The organism is Alicyclobacillus pomorum DSM 14955 (assembly GCF_000472905.1).
Lineage (GTDB): Bacteria > Bacillota > Bacilli > Alicyclobacillales > Alicyclobacillaceae > Alicyclobacillus_A > Alicyclobacillus_A pomorum.
Genome location: NZ_AXAR01000015.1, coordinates 48945 through 66078, shown reverse-complemented (window position 1 = coordinate 66078; position 17134 = coordinate 48945). Strand labels below are relative to the sequence as shown.

Sequence of the window (17134 nt, the reverse complement as noted above, 5' to 3'; positions counted from 1 at the left end):
ATGGAGTTTCTTGACGTTTACCAGCGCTATAAACCAGAATTGGCGCAGGTAGAGGCCATCCTGGCGAACGCCGTGCAAAGCAAAAATGCCGCAGTAACCAGTTCCTCGCTGCATTTATTGGAGGCCGGTGGAAAACGCATCCGGCCTTTATTCGCATTGGTGTGCGGACAGTACGGCGGCCAGAACCGGAACAAGGTATACACCTTGGCTGCGGCCATGGAGTTGGTACACATGGCGTCTCTGGTCCACGACGATGTCATTGATGACGCTTCCATGCGCCGTGGACATCCCACAGTACGGGCTGAATACGGAGATAGGCCGGCAATGTATGTCGGGGACTACCTGTTTGCCAAGGCAATTCAATTGCTCTGCAGCGTTTCCTATGCAGAGGTACATACACGTTTGTCAAACGCCATCGTCAAGATGGTGGAAGGTGAAATAGACCAGATAGAAGACTTTTATAACGTCAGACAGACGTTTCGACGATACTTTCGCAGAATTCAGCGCAAGACGGCACTGTTACACGAGATGAGTTGCGCGCTTGGGGCGTTGGTCGGGGGCGCGGACAGGGCAGCTGTTCGGGCCATGGGACGTTTCGGTCGGTTCACGGGCATGGCGTTTCAGATTATTGACGATGTCCTGGATTTTGTCGGCGACGAACGCGTCGTCGGAAAGCGCGTCGGTGGAGACCTGCTCCAGGGAAATCTCACTTTGCCCGTGCTCTACACCGTGAAGCGGACCAAGTTTGGAGCGGAAGTCGAGTCGTTGATTCACAGCGAAATGACAGAGGACGCTGTGGAACGGGTTTTGGCTATCGTCCGCCAAACGGATGGCATCGCGTACGCTCGAGAAATTGCAGAGCGGTACATGAAGAAGGCTGTGCAGGCTATCTCGGGGATTCAGCCTACAAGGGTCTACGACGAATTGATGGTGATTGGTGAGTTCATCAATCAGCGTTCGTTCTGACTTAGAGCCCAAGTCCCTTGGTGGAATGACCTATCGAAGTTGAAGCCATGCCAAAGATTCTTTACAATAGCTTTCGGAATCTAGGACAAGCGTCGGACGCAGAGCGAAGACGACTTGAATTGAGGAGTGTGCTGACATAGTGGCTATCGAAAAGACGTTTGTCATGGTCAAACCCGACGGAGTCCAACGCGGTTTGGTTGGGGAAATTGTGTCCCGGTTTGAGAAGAAGGGACTGAAGATTGTTGGTGCAAAGTTGATGAACGTTCCGCAATCACTGGCTGAACAACATTACGCGGAACACAAAGAACGTCCGTTCTTTAAGGACTTGGTGTCGTTCATCACGTCGTCTCCGGTTTTCGCGATGGTTCTCGAAGGTGAGAACGCGATTTCTGTTGCACGAACCCTGATGGGCAAGACCAACCCAGCGGAGTCTGCACCTGGCACCATCCGTGGAGACTATGGTCTCACCATCGGAATGAATATCATCCACGGCTCGGATTCCGCAGAAAGCGCAGCTCGCGAGATCTCCCTCTGGTTTAGCGAGGGTGTTGTTTCGTACGAGAAGGCTGTCGACGTTTGGCTTCAATAAGCAGTACCGTTGGCCCTACCCCCGGACGTCCGGGGGTTTTTTATTGCCGCTTTGGAATCGGACGACAATGCCGCCCTTGATTTGGTTTGCATGCCCTCCCGGCTTAGTGACACCGTCACGAATGACGCGAACAATCCGGTCGGCGTTGTTTAGCACGGCGTCCCGGCCTGCCGTGACACCGGACACCATGTCTCGGAAAGACACCCAGGAGAGGTGGCTGACATCCGGCTCAATCACAACAATGTTCGGTTCTTTGATGTCCGCTTCAACAGATTCTTGAAGCAGGATGTCGTAGGAACGTGCCAGGACATGGACCAACGTTTTTGGGTGCCAATGTTTCTGTAAGCTGTACAAGTTCACGGCGATAATCTTTTCGCATCCAGCTTGACGCAACGTTTCCACGGGCACGTAGTGACGAAACGCACCATCTACGAGCACGCGCGATCCGATTTTCTCGGGCGTCAGCATTCCGGGCAAAGCGCAGCTCCCTCTCACACATCGCGCTACGTCGACAATGGGGTCCGCGAGCCCGCTCTCGAGAACGAGTGGATCATTCGAATACGTAACGGGTTGGCCTGTGACCAGGTCTGTGGCAATCACGTAATAAGGCATGTCTGGAGTCCGTTCTTTGAACATCCGTTGAAAATACCGATAAAGTTTTTTCCCTCGCATCAACCCTGCGGGGACACGCATCTTTTCGCGGTCTGCGGCGTTTGTAAACCGGTACCACAACGCGTTGTAGATGGATGATGCGAACGGAAATCCGTAGTCAAACAGGGATGGACCAGGAAACCGCCGAATGAGAGTAAGCAGTTCCTCTGGAGTGTACCCGTGCGCGTATAAGGCTGCAACAAGCGCCCCGGCGCTGGTGCCGGCGACGCAGTCGGGGTAGATGCCGAGCTTATGCAAAGCGCTCAACACGCCAATGTGAGCGGTTGCCTTGAGTGTGCCTCCGCTCAGTGCCAGACCGACGCGGTGGTGAGAACGTAGTTTTGGCTGCAAAGGATTCCCTCCCATCGGGACTGCTATAAAGTCCGTGCCGGATACATAATTTTGCACGCGGGCGCCAAGGGTCTCGTGAACGTGGCCCGATTTTCATATCAAAGAAAGGAATCGAAACGGATGATGAGACGTCGTGCAGTGTGCTGTGTCATTGTGGCGTTGTGTGTTCTGGACGCGAGCGGTTGTGGTGCACCATCTGGCTCTGTCCATTCAGACAGCACAGGCCAGTATTCGGATGCCGTTCAACTGTTTGAGAAAAACTGCATCAGCTGCCACGGAACGGACCTCGAAGGCGGCATCGGGCCGAACCTCCAACACGTCGGGGCACGACTGACGGCTGCGGAAGTTCAGCATCGGATTGACGTCGGAGGTGGTGCCATGCCCGGATTCGGTCCCACGCACATGCACATTCTGTCGAACTCTGAAATTCAACGATTGTCGGATTGGTTGGCAACAAAAAAATGACGGGAGCACCCATGGGCTCCCGCCGGGGATTAGCACGTAGCACCTGCTCCGTATCCGGGTACGAGCAGGAAGAACAGTACAAAGATGATCAGGAATACCACAGCCCAACGCGTGTAACCGCCAAAGGCTCCGTAGTACATGGACGACACCTCCAGTCATCTTTCAAGATAGAATGACTTCTGGCGTCAGCATACAGGAGCAGCGGCTGCACCGACACCACCGTACGGTACCAACAAGATGAACAACACGAAGATAATCAAGAAAACCACAGCCCAACGCGTGTAGCCACCAAAGACTCCATCGTACATTCGGGACCCTCCTCCGAAGAATAGGTTCACACGTCGTATAGAATGTAAACCGCCCGTGGACTGTCCGGGCATTTGCCACGGTTGCACACATTTGGGCATGGTACGAGTACCCATTCGTTGTGATACTTGCTCAAACGTCGTATGTCATCGTGTTTGTCCTCTGTAGGGTGTCTGTTCACACGCTGAGGTTGTCCGACATAGAAGGGATTGGAGAAGAAATGTCAGATATGAAAACAGTTGACCTCACCATGGACAGGCGCGATACGATATTGAACCAAATTCGCGGGTACGTTCAGGAAAAGTGTGCTGGTGATGTCACGGGCCATGACTGGCATCACGTGAGACGGGTCGCTGCTCTGGCGCGTCAACTGGCTATCGCCGAAGGCGCAGATGCGTTCATCTGCGAAGTCGCAGCGCTTGTCCACGACTTGGTGGATGACAAATTGGTCAGTGATGTCGCAGCAGCGATGCGTGAGACGCTGATGTATCTACATGAACTTGGCATACCGAATGAAGCCACGCGCACGGTGGCGAACATTATTACCACCATCTCGTTTAAGGGGGGACAGCAATCACCGCTCGAGACGAAGGAAGCGATGGTGGTGCAGGATGCGGATCGGCTAGATGCCATTGGGGCCATCGGGATTGCACGTACGTTCGCATACGGCGGAGCAAAAGGGCAATCCATTTACAACCCGGACATCCCTGTTCGGGATACGATGACAGCCGTCGAGTATCGTACAGGGCCGAGTACGTCTATCAATCACTTTTATGAAAAGCTGCTCAAATTAAAGAGCCTGATGAATACGGAGACTGCGAAACGGCTTGCTGAAGCGCGGCATGCGTTTCTGGTCACCTACCTAGACCAGTTCATGCGCGAGTGGAACGCAGAGGTCTAATCCCGGGGGAGAGGAGCTTTCACCAACATGGAATTGCAAGTCCCTAAATATGAGGAAAGGATTGCACTCGTACTCGGATTGCGGCGAGAGCAAGTGCACGCCGCCATCCGCTTGCTGGATGAAGGAAACACAATTCCTTTTATCGCCCGCTATCGCAAGGAGATGACGGGGGAACTGGATGAAAACCAGTTGCGCAGCATTGCCGAAACCTACGAATCGGAAAAACACTTGTACGAGCGTAAGTCGGACGTTCTACGTCTCTTACAGGAACAAGGCGTTCTCGAGGATGAACGGACTCGGGAAAAACTTTTTACAGCCATTCAATCTGCGAAGACGATAACAGAAGTCGACGACATCTACCGACCATATCGCCCGAAACGAAAAACGCGCGCCTCGATGGCCAAGGAACGGGGACTGGAGCCTTTGGCTTCTTGGCTGAAAGATGCGGTACACCGAAGGGCCGCAGAGTCGGAAGCCCTGGAAGTGGCAAGACAGTACATCAACCACGAGCTTGGGGTTGCATCAGAGGACGACGCCATTCAAGGCGCCTGCGACATTATCGCCGAAGAGGTGGCAGACGCTGCAGAAACTCGTAAGTGGATTCGCCACTTCACCCAGAAACGCGGCTCGATTCGAAGTGTGGCAACGGACCCGGAGACGGAGAGTGTGTACGAAGCGTACTACGACTTTGAAGAGCCGCTCACGAAGACCATGCCTCACCGCATCCTTGCGATGAACCGCGGTGAGCGGGAGGGGCTCCTCAAAGTGTCCATCACGGTGCCACAAGAGGATATCATCGCGTATTTGATTCGAACGCATGTATCTCCCCGTTCAGGGAAGCAGGGTGGACCGATTCATAGCCCATCGTCTGTAGAGACACTTCTCGAGCGGACGATGTTGGACGCGTACAAGCGGTTGATTGCACCAGCCATAGAGCGTGAAATTCGGGCAGAGTTAACGTCGGCAGCGGAAGAGCAGGCCATCAACATCTTCGGTGAAAACTTGCGGAACTTGTTGATGCAGCCGCCAATCCGTGGGAAGGTTGTCCTTGGTGTGGATCCCGCATATCGCACGGGTTGTAAATTGGCTGTTGTGGACGATACAGGCAAGCTGCTGTCTGTGTCGGTCATTTATCCAACGCCTCCCCAGAACAAGGGGGATGCCGCCAAACGGCAGGTTCATCAACTGATAACGCAATATGGGATTGGCCTCATCGCTATCGGCAACGGAACTGCGTCGCGAGAAACGGAGGCGTTCATCGCGGACTGTGTCCGAGAGTACAAAGAGCAAACCGGGCGTTCCGTCCCATACCTCATCGTTTCCGAGGCCGGTGCAAGCGTGTATTCCGCTTCGGCACTGGCAGGGGAGGAGTTTCCGGACTTGGATGTATCGGAGCGGAGTGCGATATCCATTGCGCGAAGAGTGCAGGATCCTCTGGCGGAGCTGGTCAAGATTGATCCAAAATCGGTCGGCGTCGGCCAATATCAACACGATGTCTCGCAGAAGCGGCTCGATGAGAAACTGGCGGCTGTCGTTGAGTCGGCCGTCAACCAAGTGGGCGTGGACGTCAATACGGCTTCACCCAGCTTGTTATCCTACGTGGCCGGTCTAAACAAGACGGTTGCCAAAAACATCGTCGAGTTTCGTGAAAAGAACGGCCGCTTTCGCAACCGGAAGTCGCTCGCGAAGGTCCCCCGACTCGGGCCCAAGACGCTGGAACAATGCGTGGGGTTTTTGCGAATTTTGGATGGTGACGAAATCTTAGACGCTACACCCATTCACCCGGAATCGTACGACGCGGTGCATCGACTGTTTGAACGGTTTGGAGATCCAAGAGCGTTTTTTACGAATTCGGAGAAGCGGAGAGAATGGGTGGAAGGCATCAAGTCCGTGCCGCTGACCGTATTGTCTGAAGAAATTGGAGTGGGTGCTCCCACGCTGCGTGATATTCTGGACGCGTTGGAAAGACCAGGCCGCGATCCGCGCGAGGACGTTCCACCTCCTCTCCTACGCACAGACGTGTTAAAGATAGAGGATCTGGAAGTGGGGATGGTTCTGACCGGGACGGTGAGAAACGTAGTCGACTTCGGCGCATTTGTCGACATCGGTATCAAAAATGACGGCTTGGTGCATATTTCACAGCTTGCGGATAGGTTTGTGAAGCATCCTATGGATGTCGTGTCGGTGGGAGATGTCGTACGCGTCCGCGTGATACAAATTGATGTCAACAAAGGCCGCGTCGGGTTGTCGATGCGCGGTATGGATGAACAGAACAAAGTATCCGGATCCTAAAGAGATGTAGGATGTTTCGTAAAAAGGGCGCGCGAGACTGAACCGCGCGCCCTTCCATGCGAATTCATTTCCGTTGCCCAGGTTGAGGCAAATGCCGTTCATGTGTCGTAGACGACTCGGCTCCAATCCAACGCCTTGCTCTTGGAACGCTCCACGTAATGGATCATTTCTTCGAACGTAAACAGGTGCAGGGGGTGTGTGAGGTGCTGAGGCGGATAGTCAAAGTCAGCGATGGCCTCCTGTTTGTACGTGAGAACTTCTCTTGTTTTCACTTCTTCGATGTCGGGCATGTCTTGTGCAGTCAACAACGTCTTGTGGATTTCGTGTAAGGGATACACTTGACTGAGTTTCGCATTACACAACCGCAAATCTTCGTGATACATGTGATACAGCTCAGGATTTCGTTTGACTCGCGCTTCAAACCCCGAAAAGTCCGTTTTCATTGTCCATACGTCGTCCATGACAAGATGCGTCAGGTAACCGATGAAAAATGCGTCTGAAAACCGATTCCGATACTTTAATACAAAGCGATGACAGTCGATAGGGCGATTCAGTGCATACGGATGAAGCTGTCCTTTGAAATGGGTAGACGCCTTGTCTGAAGCAGCATCCGGTGCAATGGCCCCTAACAGCATACGTCCTCTGTCCGAGATGCCAAGTTCCGTTGCTACGTAATCGGCTACGATGAGATGCATCAATCGGGATCCCAACTTCAAAAGTCCCCTTTCATTTCTTGTCACGTCAGGTGCAGTGTCTCAGTGTTTCAAGATGGCGCATATGTAAATGGTACATGAATTTGAAGTGCATATGGTGGATGGTTTTTCCACAAACTAGTGCGCAAAAGGCTCGTGTCGTCAGTATGTCTGACGGAGAAGTCGCATGTAGGGAGGACACCATGGAAAAGAAACATACGCACAAAGACGACCAGCAAAATGAGCGTCTCGCACCCGGGCTGGACGGTGTGGAGGGGCTCAACGCCGACGCCACGCCAGAGGACGTCGCGGAGGGGAACACAACCCAGGTCACCAAACTAGAGTACGACGAATACGATCCGAGCGAGCCCTAACCCACTTGACGCTGTCAAACGCTGCGCAATCACCTTCATGTCGCAACCCCTCATGTGTTTGAAAATACGCTTTCAGCGCTGCGTGCCAAAGCCGTAGCGTTTTCTGTCCACCCCGAAACATCCGTTTCAAATCATCATCGGATAACCGAAAAAACCGAATGATCTGACGTATCTATATGAAGGATGAACGATTCATTCAATTCGTGTTAGCGTGTTGCTGCAGGCGCAAGGCAGGCTGAGCGATAGCGGCTCCTGCCTTTTTTGTACCTCCGGCCAAGCGCTTTCACGAAGCAGGAGAGAGGAGTTTGAAGTATGTCAAAGCATTCGTCGACAACAACCACGACGGGGGTGCGTGCTGGTCTCTGCGTCCTTACCATGGGTGCTTTGTTGTGGACGGGGCTGGGGAATGCGGTTGCACAGGCAAGTACCAACAGTCAAAGGTGGCAGGATCCGAACAAGACTGGATGGAAAGATGACGCAGCGCACCGTGGGTGGATTGAAAGCAAAATTCGGCACATGACATTGGTGGAAAAGATTGGCCAGATGTTTATCACTTACGCGTACGGAGACAGCGCCTCCACGACCAATCCGCAGGACGTCGCGGCAAACCAGAAAGAGTTTGGTGTCGATAATGGCGCACAACTGGTGCAAAAGTATCACCTGGGTGGTGTCATCTACTTCAGCTGGAGCGACAACTTGTCAAACCCGACTCAAATCGCGAATTTGTCCAACGGCCTGCAACGTGCAGCGATGTCGGAGCGCTTGCCCATTCCACTGCTCGTGCCCACTGACCAGGAGCAAGGTCTTGTGACGCGCATCGGCCCGCCTGCCACACAGTTCCCTGGCAACATGGCGCTCGGTGCCGCTCGCAATCCAGAGTATGCGTATGATGCCGCGCACATCACCGGAACAGAACTTCGTGCCATGGGCATCCATCAGGACAACGCGCCGGATACTGACGTCAACGTGAATCCGGCGAATCCAGTCATTGGTGTGCGGTCGTTCGGATCAAACCCTGACCTCGTGGCTCTCCTAGGAAGTGCTGCTGTCCAAGGGTATCAGGATGCAGGAGTGGCTGCGACCGCAAAACACTTCCCTGGACATGGCGACACCGATACGGACAGTCACACAGGACTGCCAATCATTACACACACGTTGGACCAATTGAACAATATTGACTTGCCGCCGTTCAAAGCGGCGATTCAGAGCGGAGTCGACGTCATCATGTCCGCGCACATTGTTGTTCCAGCGTTGGACAACTCTGGTCGTCCGGCTACGTTGTCAAAGCCCATTCTGACCGGATTGCTGCGGGATAAGCTTGGTTACGACGGCGTCATTGAAACCGATTCGCTGCAGATGCAGGGTGTTCGAGCGTTGTTTGGGGACGACCGCGTCCCTGTAGAAGCCATTCAGGCTGGTGCAGACCTTCTCCTCATGCCGGAAGATCTGAATTTGGCCATTACCTCCGTCGAGAATGCAGTGAAATCCGGTGAGATCAGTGAAAAACGGATTGACCAGTCCGTTTACCGGATCCTGCGTCTAAAGTACAAGTTGGGATTGTTCCAGAACCCGTACGTAGACACATCCGCAGTAGGGAAGATTGTTGGGACTCCGCAAAACTTGCAAATTGCCGATGCCATCACCAACCAGACCATCACCCTCCTTAAAGATGATGATCACCTCCTTCCCCTGCAACCCAACAGCGGGAAGAAGGTGCTTGTCACTGGTTATGGGGTCAACACCGCAAACACCTTAGCCCGATCCGTGGGGCAGTATGGGGTTATCACCAGCGCCTATGCGACGGGGAGTTCGCCGGACGACATCACAATCCATTCCGTGGTTCAACAAGCGCAGCAAAACGACGTCGTCGTAGTGAGTACGTACAATGCTGCATCCTATCTGCAACAACAGAAGCTCGTTCAGGCTCTGGAAGCCACGGGGAAGCCGGTCATCGTTGTGGCGGTCGGAAATCCATACGATATCGCGTACCTGCCCGGAGTCAAAGACTATCTAGCGACGTACAGCGATAGTCCCGTGTCATTGAAAGCTGTGGCCCGCGTAGTCTTCGGTATTGTGAACCCGTCAGGAAAGCTGCCCGTCGACATTCCAGCGGCGTCCGATGCGAACGCCACCCTGTATCCGTTTGGATTCGGAATGAGCTATCCATAAGGGAGACTTAAGCACTTCTTACGTCAAGTTCAGCGGGGGGCGAGCGGTGGCACGTGCAGATCTACACATGGTTTACACATCTTTTCCACATTTTCTCCACATCTCAACGGTACACTGAACCCATACAGGACGACAACTCGTCCATCCACACCCGTGTAGGTGTCGCTCTCGAAATGCCCCCTTGAATTGTCACACCTACGACCTCACAAGCCTAACCCGGCAAAAACGCTCACATCCGTGAGCGTTTTTGCTTTGCCGAGATGGTATCGATGCAGAAAACGATTCGCCATAAGTCATCGCCACCAGAACATTCGAGACCTGGTATGCAAAACAAAACACGAAGACATGGAACATCATCGTTTGACATCCCTGGTGGGCGTCCCTATCATGTATCCATATGATCTTGGGTAACAGAAATTGGCTGGTGCCGGACGTTGAATTTTACGGAACTCCGGCTTGTTGAACATGTGGGAGGCATGTGGACTTGACCAACACAAATCATGCGACTTCATATGTACCAGAGCACAGAATGTGGCTGGCTGTCGTACTCGGATCACTGACCGCGCTGGCGCCGCTGTCGATTGACATGTACCTACCTTCCCTACCGTCGCTCGCGAGAGAACTACATGTCAGCACATCTTTCGCTCAACTGAGTTTGACGTTCTGCCTCGTTGGGCTTGCGTTGGGTCAATTGCTGGCTGGCCCCCTGAGCGACGCGTTGGGTCGCCGTAGGCCCTTGATTGCGGGACTGGTTGTGTACACGGCCGCATCCTTTCTCTGCGCCACGACCTCGTCGATTTGGATATTGATTGCGCTGCGATTGATCCAGGGCTTGGCGGGATCTGCGGGCATAGTCATTGCACGTGCAGTCGCACGGGATTATTTCTCGGGCAGCGAGCTGACGACGTTCTTTGCGCGTTTGATGTTAGTCAATGGTGCCGCGCCCATCCTCGCGCCGGTCGCCGGTGGACAATTACTCCGTGTCACAACTTGGCACGGTGTGTTCGTTGTTCTCGGCGCGCTTGGAGTTCTCATGGTCTTAGCGGTCGTCTTTGGTCTGCCGGAGAGTTTACCGAGTCATAAGCGGTCGAAGGGCGGACTTCGGAATACACTCATCACTTTAAGTAAACTTGTTCGTCATCGTACTTTTCTCGGATACTCGTTGGCTCAAGCACTCGTTTTCGCGGCCATGTTTGGGTATATATCCGGATCTCCGTTCGTGTTGCAAGAGATATTCGGTGTGTCGCCACAAACGTTTAGCGTGATTTTTGCGGTCAATGGACTTGGGATTATTTTAGCCAGCCAGTTGAGTGCCCGGTTCTCCACTCGAATCGGTGAGGCAAAGGTGCTGGTGGTTGGGCTGGGGTTGGCCGCTCTCAGCAGCGTCGTCCTTTTTTCCATGATATGGCTCGGAGTCGGGCTGTTTGCGGTGTTACCACCACTGTTCCTGGTTGTGGCGTGCGTAGGTATTGTCGGCACGACAAGTACGTCACTCGCGATGCAGAGTCAGGGGCGGTCAGCCGGTACTGCCGCAGCGCTGATTGGCGTCGTCCAGATGCTCATGGGAGCAGTGGCGACTCCGCTCGTCGGGATGGGAGGAAGCCGAACCAGTATGCCGATGGGCGTAGTGATTGCCGTCTGCGACATGTGTGCCATCCTGTGTTACTTTCTCCTCGTGTACCGCTCAGGGCACCTCGGGGCACAAGAGAATTCGTTGACCAGTCGATAGGTCTCCTTTATAATCTCCCATAATCGTGGGTATAGTCTGTCAATTCTCCGAAAACGACAGTTTCCGTTGTGTTCAGGGGAGGAGTATGGAGTGGGGGAGTCAGTAGTGGGGCATCGCACACAGGTTCACAACCGCATCCATGAAGCCATCCAAGAAATTCGCGCCGACATTGTGAAACTGAGTCTTGATCTACATCGTCATCCTGAACTGTCGTTACAGGAGTACTACGCGAGCGAGCGATTGACCGATTGGCTGGTACAAGAAGGTTTTGAGGTTGAAAGGGGCGTCGCCGACTTGCCGACGGCGTTCGTGGCGCGGCGAGGAACCAAGGCGCGCCCGGCAGTTGCCTTTCTATTGGAGTATGACGCACTTCCGGACATTGGGCATGCCTGTGGACATAATCTTATCGCGAGTGGAGGACTGGCGGCTGCGACAGCTTTACGACGAGCACTGCCGGACCCTAGCGGAAGCATCGTTGTGATTGGAACCCCTGGCGAAGAAGACGGGGGTGGAAAGATCATCGAGTTGGAAAAAGGGGTTTTTGACGGGATTGATGCAGCACTGATGTTTCATCCCGGGGACCGCACGATTCCTTGGCGCCACGCCACTGCGACAGCACATCTAGTCATTAAGTATCACGGGAAGGCGGCCCATGCGGCAAGTAATCCACAAGAAGGGCGAAATGCTTTGGCGGCTATGATTCAGTTTTACGTTGCGGTCGATGGGCTTCGTCAGCACATTCCCGAGACCGCTCGGATCCACGGCATTATCGTCAACGGAGGCTCGGCGCCAAATGTCGTTCCCGACTACACCGAAGCCTCGTTCTTGGTTCGAGCACTGACTACGGAAGAAGTCTTCGAGTTGGTCGACCGCGTGACCGCATGCGCTCAGGCAGCAGCTTTGGCGACGGGGACAACGGTTGAAGTGGAACACGGTTCCCCAATCTACGCGGAACGAAAGAATAACCACACCATCGCGTCACGTGTTTCGGAGTACCTCGAGGCACTGGGAGAACCGGTAGAGATTCCTGTCCTCAAAGGGGGGACAGGGTCGTCAGACATTGGCAACGTGAGTCTGGTGCTTCCAACGATTCATCCGTATCTGAAGATTGCTCCGCTTGGCACTTCTGGCCATACACACGAGTTCCGGGAGGCGGCTGCTTCTCCGGAGGCGCACGAGGCGATGCTGCACATGGCCGAAGCCTTAGCGAAAACCGGCGCAGATTTGTTGCTGGATCCCAGCTTCCTGGAGAAGGTTTGGGAAGAGTTTCGCACCAGCGGCCCAGACTTGCCGCAGTGAAGCGTTTACGACGATTCCGGGCAGTGTCTCGTCGGAAACATGACTGCCTTGACGCACAGGGGCATGGCCAGAATCACTCAATCACACATCACAAGGCATCCATTTCACACAAACAGCCGCTCAACGGCTGTTTTTTGTTTGTCTTTTGAGATATCAATCCAAATTGTATAAAAACCATTGGAGTAATCGGTTTTTATGGTTGACTTCATAAAATTGCGATATATACTCATTGTAACGGCAATTCGATAAAACAAATAAACATACTCGGGATTCGGTCAGAGGACGTCACATGTGGGGGGAAGCACAGAACACAAGAGGCATTGCCGGCCAGAAAGACCTGGGCAGTACGCGCTTACTTAGCGATCTCATAAATATCCATCGAAAGGGGATATTCGTGTGGCTCAGTACAAAATGAACCAAGACAAGGTCATTGAACAAATCCTTCATGCGTTGGAAGGATTGGAGTACGGTTCTGTGAACATTACAATCCACGATGCACAAATTACTCAGATTGACCGAATCGAGAAACACCACGAAGAGAACAACAAAAAAATGATGAGAAGCCCTGGAACAATGCGTAACAAAGGCTGGCTGAGAGGCCTATGTACCGTGGCATGTGGCACTGAAACGTACTCCCTTCAAACAGGCTTGGAATTCGATACAGATGAAAGTTGACTACTTTAATCATGTTTTCTCGTGTAAGTATAATCGCTTTATATGTCTAACTGCAATAGTTAGTTTATCCTAACTGTGCTGATTTACATGATGAGCTACATAGGATATGAAACTGCATGGAGAGAGCTCGTAGTATGGGGGGACCAATAACCGAAGGACGCCTGATGTGGGTGCTTGGTCGTGTCCTTGACCGACGCCAGCCTGGTCAGCAAAGAAATACATATTGAACATTTCCAGACGAAAAGAGAACCGTCTTTGGAGGCGGTTCTCTTCGTTCTAGACAGTCCTTATACAAGTCAATAATAGCCAGGATAATAGTACCCATAAGGAGGGTAAGCAGAAGCAGCTGCTAGACCAGCAAGAGCTACAAAAGGCAGGAAAAAGAACGGAAAGAAAGCTTCCGACACATCTGCTTTTCCATCGGTATCTGATATTGCGTGTTCGACCGCTGCCGTATTCACTGGTGCAGATGCCGGATGAAACCCTCTTGCATTCATCATATAGATACCATGATCTTCCACTGAATGCAAGGTTCCATGATACGTTGTGCCACTCACATGGTAGGCTACAACACTGTGACCGATTAACCTCGTGGCGTGATGCCTCATCACGACTGACATGCTTCCTCATCCCTTTTGTCCATTTTATCGCCTTCATAGATATCCTGGATGTAGAAAACAGGTGATGTTGTGCTAGGTGTCTAATATCTGCCGCGATGTGGAATAATCAGAATAAATAGAACAAGGATCATCAAGATCACGGCAGACCAATGGGTGTATCCTCCAAACCCTCCGTACATGTCATCTGGTGGTACATGCGACTCCCCATCTCTCAGCGACATGATACAAAGTATGAGACAGAATCAGTCGATGGGCACGGTATTGGCCCATCATTGCAATGCTCAGTTTTCGGGGTAAGCTCATCCAAGAACCATCCAACCACGACGGGCATTCCCGAGCGGGGAAGAAGGACAGCGATTCCTAAAACATGGGCCTTGTTTTCACAAGGCTCCTCATATCTGGAACACTTTCATTTCAGGATATACCTGCAATGATGGACAGTTTCGGCCGCTTGCCGTAGGTAACGATACATCATTGACTCATCTCGGTTTGTCCGTTAGATGATTCAGGATATTCTTGGCGCGCCAGCATTTCGCTTCTTTCATGGATGACGGCCCCGACTGCTTCAGTGCGTTCCGTGCGGTCGTCTTCACCACAATGACTGTTGTAACGGATGGCTCAGCCTGCTTTGGAAACGGAATAATCCTTCCCACTTCCTCACCTCCCCTAGTGCCAGACGGAAATACAATATGTTTGCAGGAAAGGTTGTGTTCAGACAAGTACCTACGGTGCCCCCGAACCGTGCGAACTTTGGTCTTGCGACGATTGCCTTATATCTCGAAAATCCCTCCTACACACGAACACGGTGTCTTGTTGGGAAAAAGAGGCGAATGGACTAAGTCATATGACCTTTTTGTAGGACAATCACCTAACAATATTCTAAGTTGACACTCAGCACAGGGGAGGGAAAGGGAATGTACGGGGTGTTCGGTGGCTATACGCATTGGGCAGTCGTATTTCTGATTATCTTCGTCTTGTTCTTCTTGTTAGTTCCAGGCTATGGAGCAGCGGTAGGGTGTTGATGCGCCAGTGGATGCGAGATGGTTTGTACGATAGTACCTGTTTACTCATGAACGCGTTGGAGCAAGGCTACTGTGCCTTTCTCATTGGAGAAAACAAGGAGGTGTCTATGCGATGAATTGCCCGCCGATTATGTGTCCACCCCGCTACTGTGTTCGGGATTGTTACATTCCCCGGATGGTTCCTTATGTCCATCCAATTGTAAACATCAACAGACACGTCATTGTGAACGTTCCACGGCACTTCTACCAACCCATCACTAGGAATATCGTCGTTGATCCAGGATGTCCAGGCGCAGGCTGCCACCGCCCCGGTTATTATTGAAAAAATGGGGGCATTCAAAACTACTTTCATTGATGTTTGTTTCGTAGGCTACATGACTGAAACGGAGGAGGTGTGACGAATTATGGACGGACACTTTGGTGGGTTCACTCGATGGGCAATCGTATTCCTGATTATCTTCGTGTTGTTCTTACTGTTGGTTCCTGGTTATGCTGGCTATACTGCAGCGGCAGCGACACCGTGCAGTGGTTATGGCGCGTACGATGGTTATGGAGCTGGCTATGGATATTGATCTCTGTGTGCAAACACCTGTCTTGTAGGCGGGTGTTTGTGTACATAATAAATAGGACCCGACAGGAAAACGAACAAACAGGACTCCGAAAAGAGACCAAACCGTTCTCCAAGAGAAAGGAGAACGGTTTTCTACACAAAAACCGAAGTCCTGGGCAAAGTAATTAATACACGCCATAATCGGGAGGGATTCGAATGCCAACGACGAGTGAAGTGATAGTACAGTCCGTTTTTTCCTTTATCGTGCTGTTCATTTTGGCACGCATCTTGGGCAAACGGCAGGTCGCTCAACTCAACTTTTTCGATTACATAGTCAGTATCACGGTCGGGGACATTGCCGCGAGTTGGTCGCTTGATAACATAAAAGGTATCCATGCCATTAGCAGCTTGGCGATTTGGACCGTTCTTTCCTTGATTGTGTCCCTGATACAGCGAAAATCATATAAGGGGCGTATCTTTCTGGATGGGCGACCAAGTGTGGTGATTCAGCATGGAAATGTTTTAGAAGAAAATTTAAAAAAATCAAACTTATCCATCGAAGAGATGATGATGATGCTACGTCAGAAGGATATCTTCAAACTGTCCGATGTAGAGTATGCCATTCTTGAAACCAACGGTACGCTGAGTGTCATGAAAAAGACCGAGTTACAACCGCTGACTCCCAAAGATGCTGGGATACCAGTCATTTCAGAGAACGAATCCCGACTACTCATCATTGACGGGCACGTTATGGAAAAATCCTTACAACATTCCGGTTATACAAGGGAATGGTTGCTGGGAGAAATCATGAAGCAGGGTGCATCAGATTTCAGGGATGTATTTATTGCACAGGTGGACTCAAATGGAAATGTGTACGTTGATCTCTATAAGGATGTGCAAAAGGAGCCGCCAATGAAAGAGAAACCTTTATTGGCAGCAACTTTGAAAAAAATCCAAGCAGATCTCGAGATGTTCACCTTGCAAACTGAGAATCGACTAGCCAAGCAGACCTATGGAGAGGCAGCGACTCATCTTAAAAACCTGATTACACAAATCGGCCCCTTTTTGAGGGAGTAACTGCTCAGGATTTACTGACTTTATGAGAGATGGAGATCACCAGTGTTTGGACGATGCCGTAATGTAATGGGGGTGAGTCCAATTGTCTTTGCCAAATCCGCCTCGATTGGAATGACTCGTTGAACAGAGTATCGGCTGTAGGGTTTATGGAGATTATCGCGTTGTATCTCCAAAACCAAGCCGGATAAATCTTTATCGTTTAATGTATCAGTTGATATCCTGTCTCCAAGGTCAAGAACAACATACCGCTTAGATTTCTTCTTGCCCAAACTTTCCGCCTCCTTTTCAGATACCGCAGTGTATGGGCAGAGTGTGGTATGAGACAGGGCGAATACCTAGGTACAACCGTTGTAACAAAAATTTATTCCGTGGACTCAATAGAAGAAGGCCTTTACTGGACTCTGAT

The 17134-nt window shown here is 51.8% G+C and carries 18 protein-coding genes; 12 read left to right on the top strand and 6 right to left on the bottom strand.

Features of this window, described 5'->3' with window-relative positions; all coding sequences use genetic code 11:
* Positions 1-966 (top strand): polyprenyl synthetase family protein, encoded by a 966-nt coding sequence (locus YWK_RS0114210; RefSeq protein WP_026965322.1) that lies wholly within the window; start codon positions 1-3, stop codon positions 964-966.
* Positions 967-1111: 145 nt separating this feature from the next.
* Positions 1112-1555: a nucleoside-diphosphate kinase gene (gene ndk / locus YWK_RS0114205; RefSeq protein ID WP_026965321.1), complete on the top strand. Its 444-nt coding sequence runs from the start codon at positions 1112-1114 to the stop codon at positions 1553-1555.
* A gap of 15 nt (positions 1556-1570) precedes the next feature.
* Here the strand turns inward: ndk and YWK_RS20090 are convergent, their stop codons facing one another.
* Positions 1571-2557: a patatin-like phospholipase family protein gene (locus YWK_RS20090; protein WP_051375619.1), complete on the bottom strand. Its 987-nt coding sequence runs from the start codon at positions 2555-2557 to the stop codon at positions 1571-1573.
* A 120-nt stretch (positions 2558-2677) separates the two neighbouring features.
* On the opposite strand from YWK_RS20090, the gene YWK_RS21140 reads away from it, so the two are divergent.
* The gene (locus YWK_RS21140; RefSeq protein ID WP_156909164.1) at positions 2678-3022 is read left to right on the top strand and encodes a c-type cytochrome; all 345 of its coding nucleotides are present in this window, start codon (positions 2678-2680) and stop codon (positions 3020-3022) included.
* Positions 3023-3207: 185 nt separating this feature from the next.
* Here the strand turns inward: YWK_RS21140 and YWK_RS22705 are convergent, their stop codons facing one another.
* On the bottom strand, positions 3208-3330 hold the full coding sequence (locus YWK_RS22705; RefSeq protein WP_281172258.1) for a hypothetical protein: 123 nt from the start codon (positions 3328-3330) through the stop codon (positions 3208-3210).
* Positions 3331-3557: 227 nt separating this feature from the next.
* On the opposite strand from YWK_RS22705, the gene YWK_RS0114180 reads away from it, so the two are divergent.
* Together YWK_RS0114180 and YWK_RS20080 are read left to right on the top strand one after the other, a co-directional pair.
* Positions 3558-4229 (top strand): HD domain-containing protein, encoded by a 672-nt coding sequence (locus tag YWK_RS0114180; protein WP_245578624.1) that lies wholly within the window; start codon positions 3558-3560, stop codon positions 4227-4229.
* A 27-nt stretch (positions 4230-4256) separates the two neighbouring features.
* Complete coding sequence (locus YWK_RS20080) at positions 4257-6521, top strand: Tex family protein (RefSeq protein WP_035467138.1); 2265 nt, start codon at positions 4257-4259, stop codon at positions 6519-6521.
* A gap of 98 nt (positions 6522-6619) precedes the next feature.
* Here the strand turns inward: YWK_RS20080 and YWK_RS0114170 are convergent, their stop codons facing one another.
* Positions 6620-7231 carry a zinc dependent phospholipase C family protein gene (locus YWK_RS0114170; RefSeq protein ID WP_026965319.1) on the bottom strand — a complete coding sequence of 204 codons (612 nt, stop codon included), beginning with the start codon at positions 7229-7231 and terminating at the stop codon, positions 6620-6622.
* A gap of 185 nt (positions 7232-7416) precedes the next feature.
* Between YWK_RS0114170 and YWK_RS22165 the strand changes: the two genes are divergently transcribed.
* The 5 genes from YWK_RS22165 (at position 7417) to YWK_RS22900 (ending at position 13459) form a co-directional block, all read left to right on the top strand.
* Positions 7417-7587 (top strand): hypothetical protein, encoded by a 171-nt coding sequence (locus tag YWK_RS22165; RefSeq protein WP_169727190.1) that lies wholly within the window; start codon positions 7417-7419, stop codon positions 7585-7587.
* A gap of 312 nt (positions 7588-7899) precedes the next feature.
* Positions 7900-9756, top strand: coding sequence for a glycoside hydrolase family 3 protein (locus YWK_RS20075; protein WP_051375617.1), 1857 nt, complete (start codon positions 7900-7902; stop codon positions 9754-9756).
* Between the two features lie 529 nt (positions 9757-10285).
* On the top strand, positions 10286-11485 hold the full coding sequence (locus YWK_RS20070; protein ID WP_084453743.1) for a multidrug effflux MFS transporter: 1200 nt from the start codon (positions 10286-10288) through the stop codon (positions 11483-11485).
* Positions 11486-11575: 90 nt separating this feature from the next.
* Positions 11576-12784, top strand: coding sequence for a M20 family metallopeptidase (locus YWK_RS0114145; RefSeq protein ID WP_211231415.1), 1209 nt, complete (start codon positions 11576-11578; stop codon positions 12782-12784).
* 411 nt (positions 12785-13195) lie between these two features.
* The gene (locus tag YWK_RS22900; RefSeq protein ID WP_084453742.1) at positions 13196-13459 is read left to right on the top strand and encodes a YezD family protein; all 264 of its coding nucleotides are present in this window, start codon (positions 13196-13198) and stop codon (positions 13457-13459) included.
* Positions 13460-13755: 296 nt separating this feature from the next.
* Here YWK_RS22900 and YWK_RS21960 read toward each other — a convergent pair whose 3' ends face one another.
* Entirely contained in the window at positions 13756-14079 is a 324-nt protein-coding gene (locus YWK_RS21960; RefSeq protein ID WP_156909163.1) for a hypothetical protein, read from the bottom strand.
* Between the two features lie 479 nt (positions 14080-14558).
* Positions 14559-14732 (bottom strand): hypothetical protein, encoded by a 174-nt coding sequence (locus YWK_RS21955; RefSeq protein ID WP_156909162.1) that lies wholly within the window; start codon positions 14730-14732, stop codon positions 14559-14561.
* 773 nt (positions 14733-15505) lie between these two features.
* On the opposite strand from YWK_RS21955, the gene YWK_RS22155 reads away from it, so the two are divergent.
* Together YWK_RS22155 and YWK_RS0114110 are read left to right on the top strand one after the other, a co-directional pair.
* Complete coding sequence (locus tag YWK_RS22155) at positions 15506-15673, top strand: hypothetical protein (RefSeq protein WP_169727189.1); 168 nt, start codon at positions 15506-15508, stop codon at positions 15671-15673.
* Positions 15674-15867: 194 nt separating this feature from the next.
* Complete coding sequence (locus YWK_RS0114110) at positions 15868-16728, top strand: DUF421 domain-containing protein (RefSeq protein ID WP_026965317.1); 861 nt, start codon at positions 15868-15870, stop codon at positions 16726-16728.
* 20 nt (positions 16729-16748) lie between these two features.
* Here the strand turns inward: YWK_RS0114110 and YWK_RS0114105 are convergent, their stop codons facing one another.
* The gene (locus YWK_RS0114105; RefSeq protein ID WP_026965316.1) at positions 16749-16997 is read right to left on the bottom strand and encodes a hypothetical protein; all 249 of its coding nucleotides are present in this window, start codon (positions 16995-16997) and stop codon (positions 16749-16751) included.
* Positions 16998-17134 lie beyond the last annotated feature (137 nt).

What these genes read in the sequence shown, in the direction of transcription:
- YWK_RS0114210 (WP_026965322.1), top strand. Translation starts at nt 1, where the DNA reads ATGGAGTTTCTTGACGTTTACCAGCGCTATAAACCAGAATTGGCGCAG.
- YWK_RS21140 (WP_156909164.1), top strand. Translation starts at nt 2,678, where the DNA reads ATGATGAGACGTCGTGCAGTGTGCTGTGTCATTGTGGCGTTGTGTGTT.
- YWK_RS22705 (WP_281172258.1), bottom strand. Translation starts at nt 3,330, where the DNA reads ATGTACGATGGAGTCTTTGGTGGCTACACGCGTTGGGCTGTGGTTTTC.
- YWK_RS0114180 (WP_245578624.1), top strand. Translation starts at nt 3,558, where the DNA reads ATGAAAACAGTTGACCTCACCATGGACAGGCGCGATACGATATTGAAC.
- YWK_RS20080 (WP_035467138.1), top strand. Translation starts at nt 4,257, where the DNA reads ATGGAATTGCAAGTCCCTAAATATGAGGAAAGGATTGCACTCGTACTC.
- YWK_RS22165 (WP_169727190.1), top strand. Translation starts at nt 7,417, where the DNA reads ATGGAAAAGAAACATACGCACAAAGACGACCAGCAAAATGAGCGTCTC.
- YWK_RS20075 (WP_051375617.1), top strand. Translation starts at nt 7,900, where the DNA reads ATGTCAAAGCATTCGTCGACAACAACCACGACGGGGGTGCGTGCTGGT.
- YWK_RS20070 (WP_084453743.1), top strand. Translation starts at nt 10,286, where the DNA reads ATGTGGCTGGCTGTCGTACTCGGATCACTGACCGCGCTGGCGCCGCTG.
- YWK_RS22900 (WP_084453742.1), top strand. Translation starts at nt 13,196, where the DNA reads ATGAACCAAGACAAGGTCATTGAACAAATCCTTCATGCGTTGGAAGGA.
- YWK_RS21960 (WP_156909163.1), bottom strand. Translation starts at nt 14,079, where the DNA reads ATGTCAGTCGTGATGAGGCATCACGCCACGAGGTTAATCGGTCACAGT.
- YWK_RS22155 (WP_169727189.1), top strand. Translation starts at nt 15,506, where the DNA reads ATGGACGGACACTTTGGTGGGTTCACTCGATGGGCAATCGTATTCCTG.
- YWK_RS0114110 (WP_026965317.1), top strand. Translation starts at nt 15,868, where the DNA reads ATGCCAACGACGAGTGAAGTGATAGTACAGTCCGTTTTTTCCTTTATC.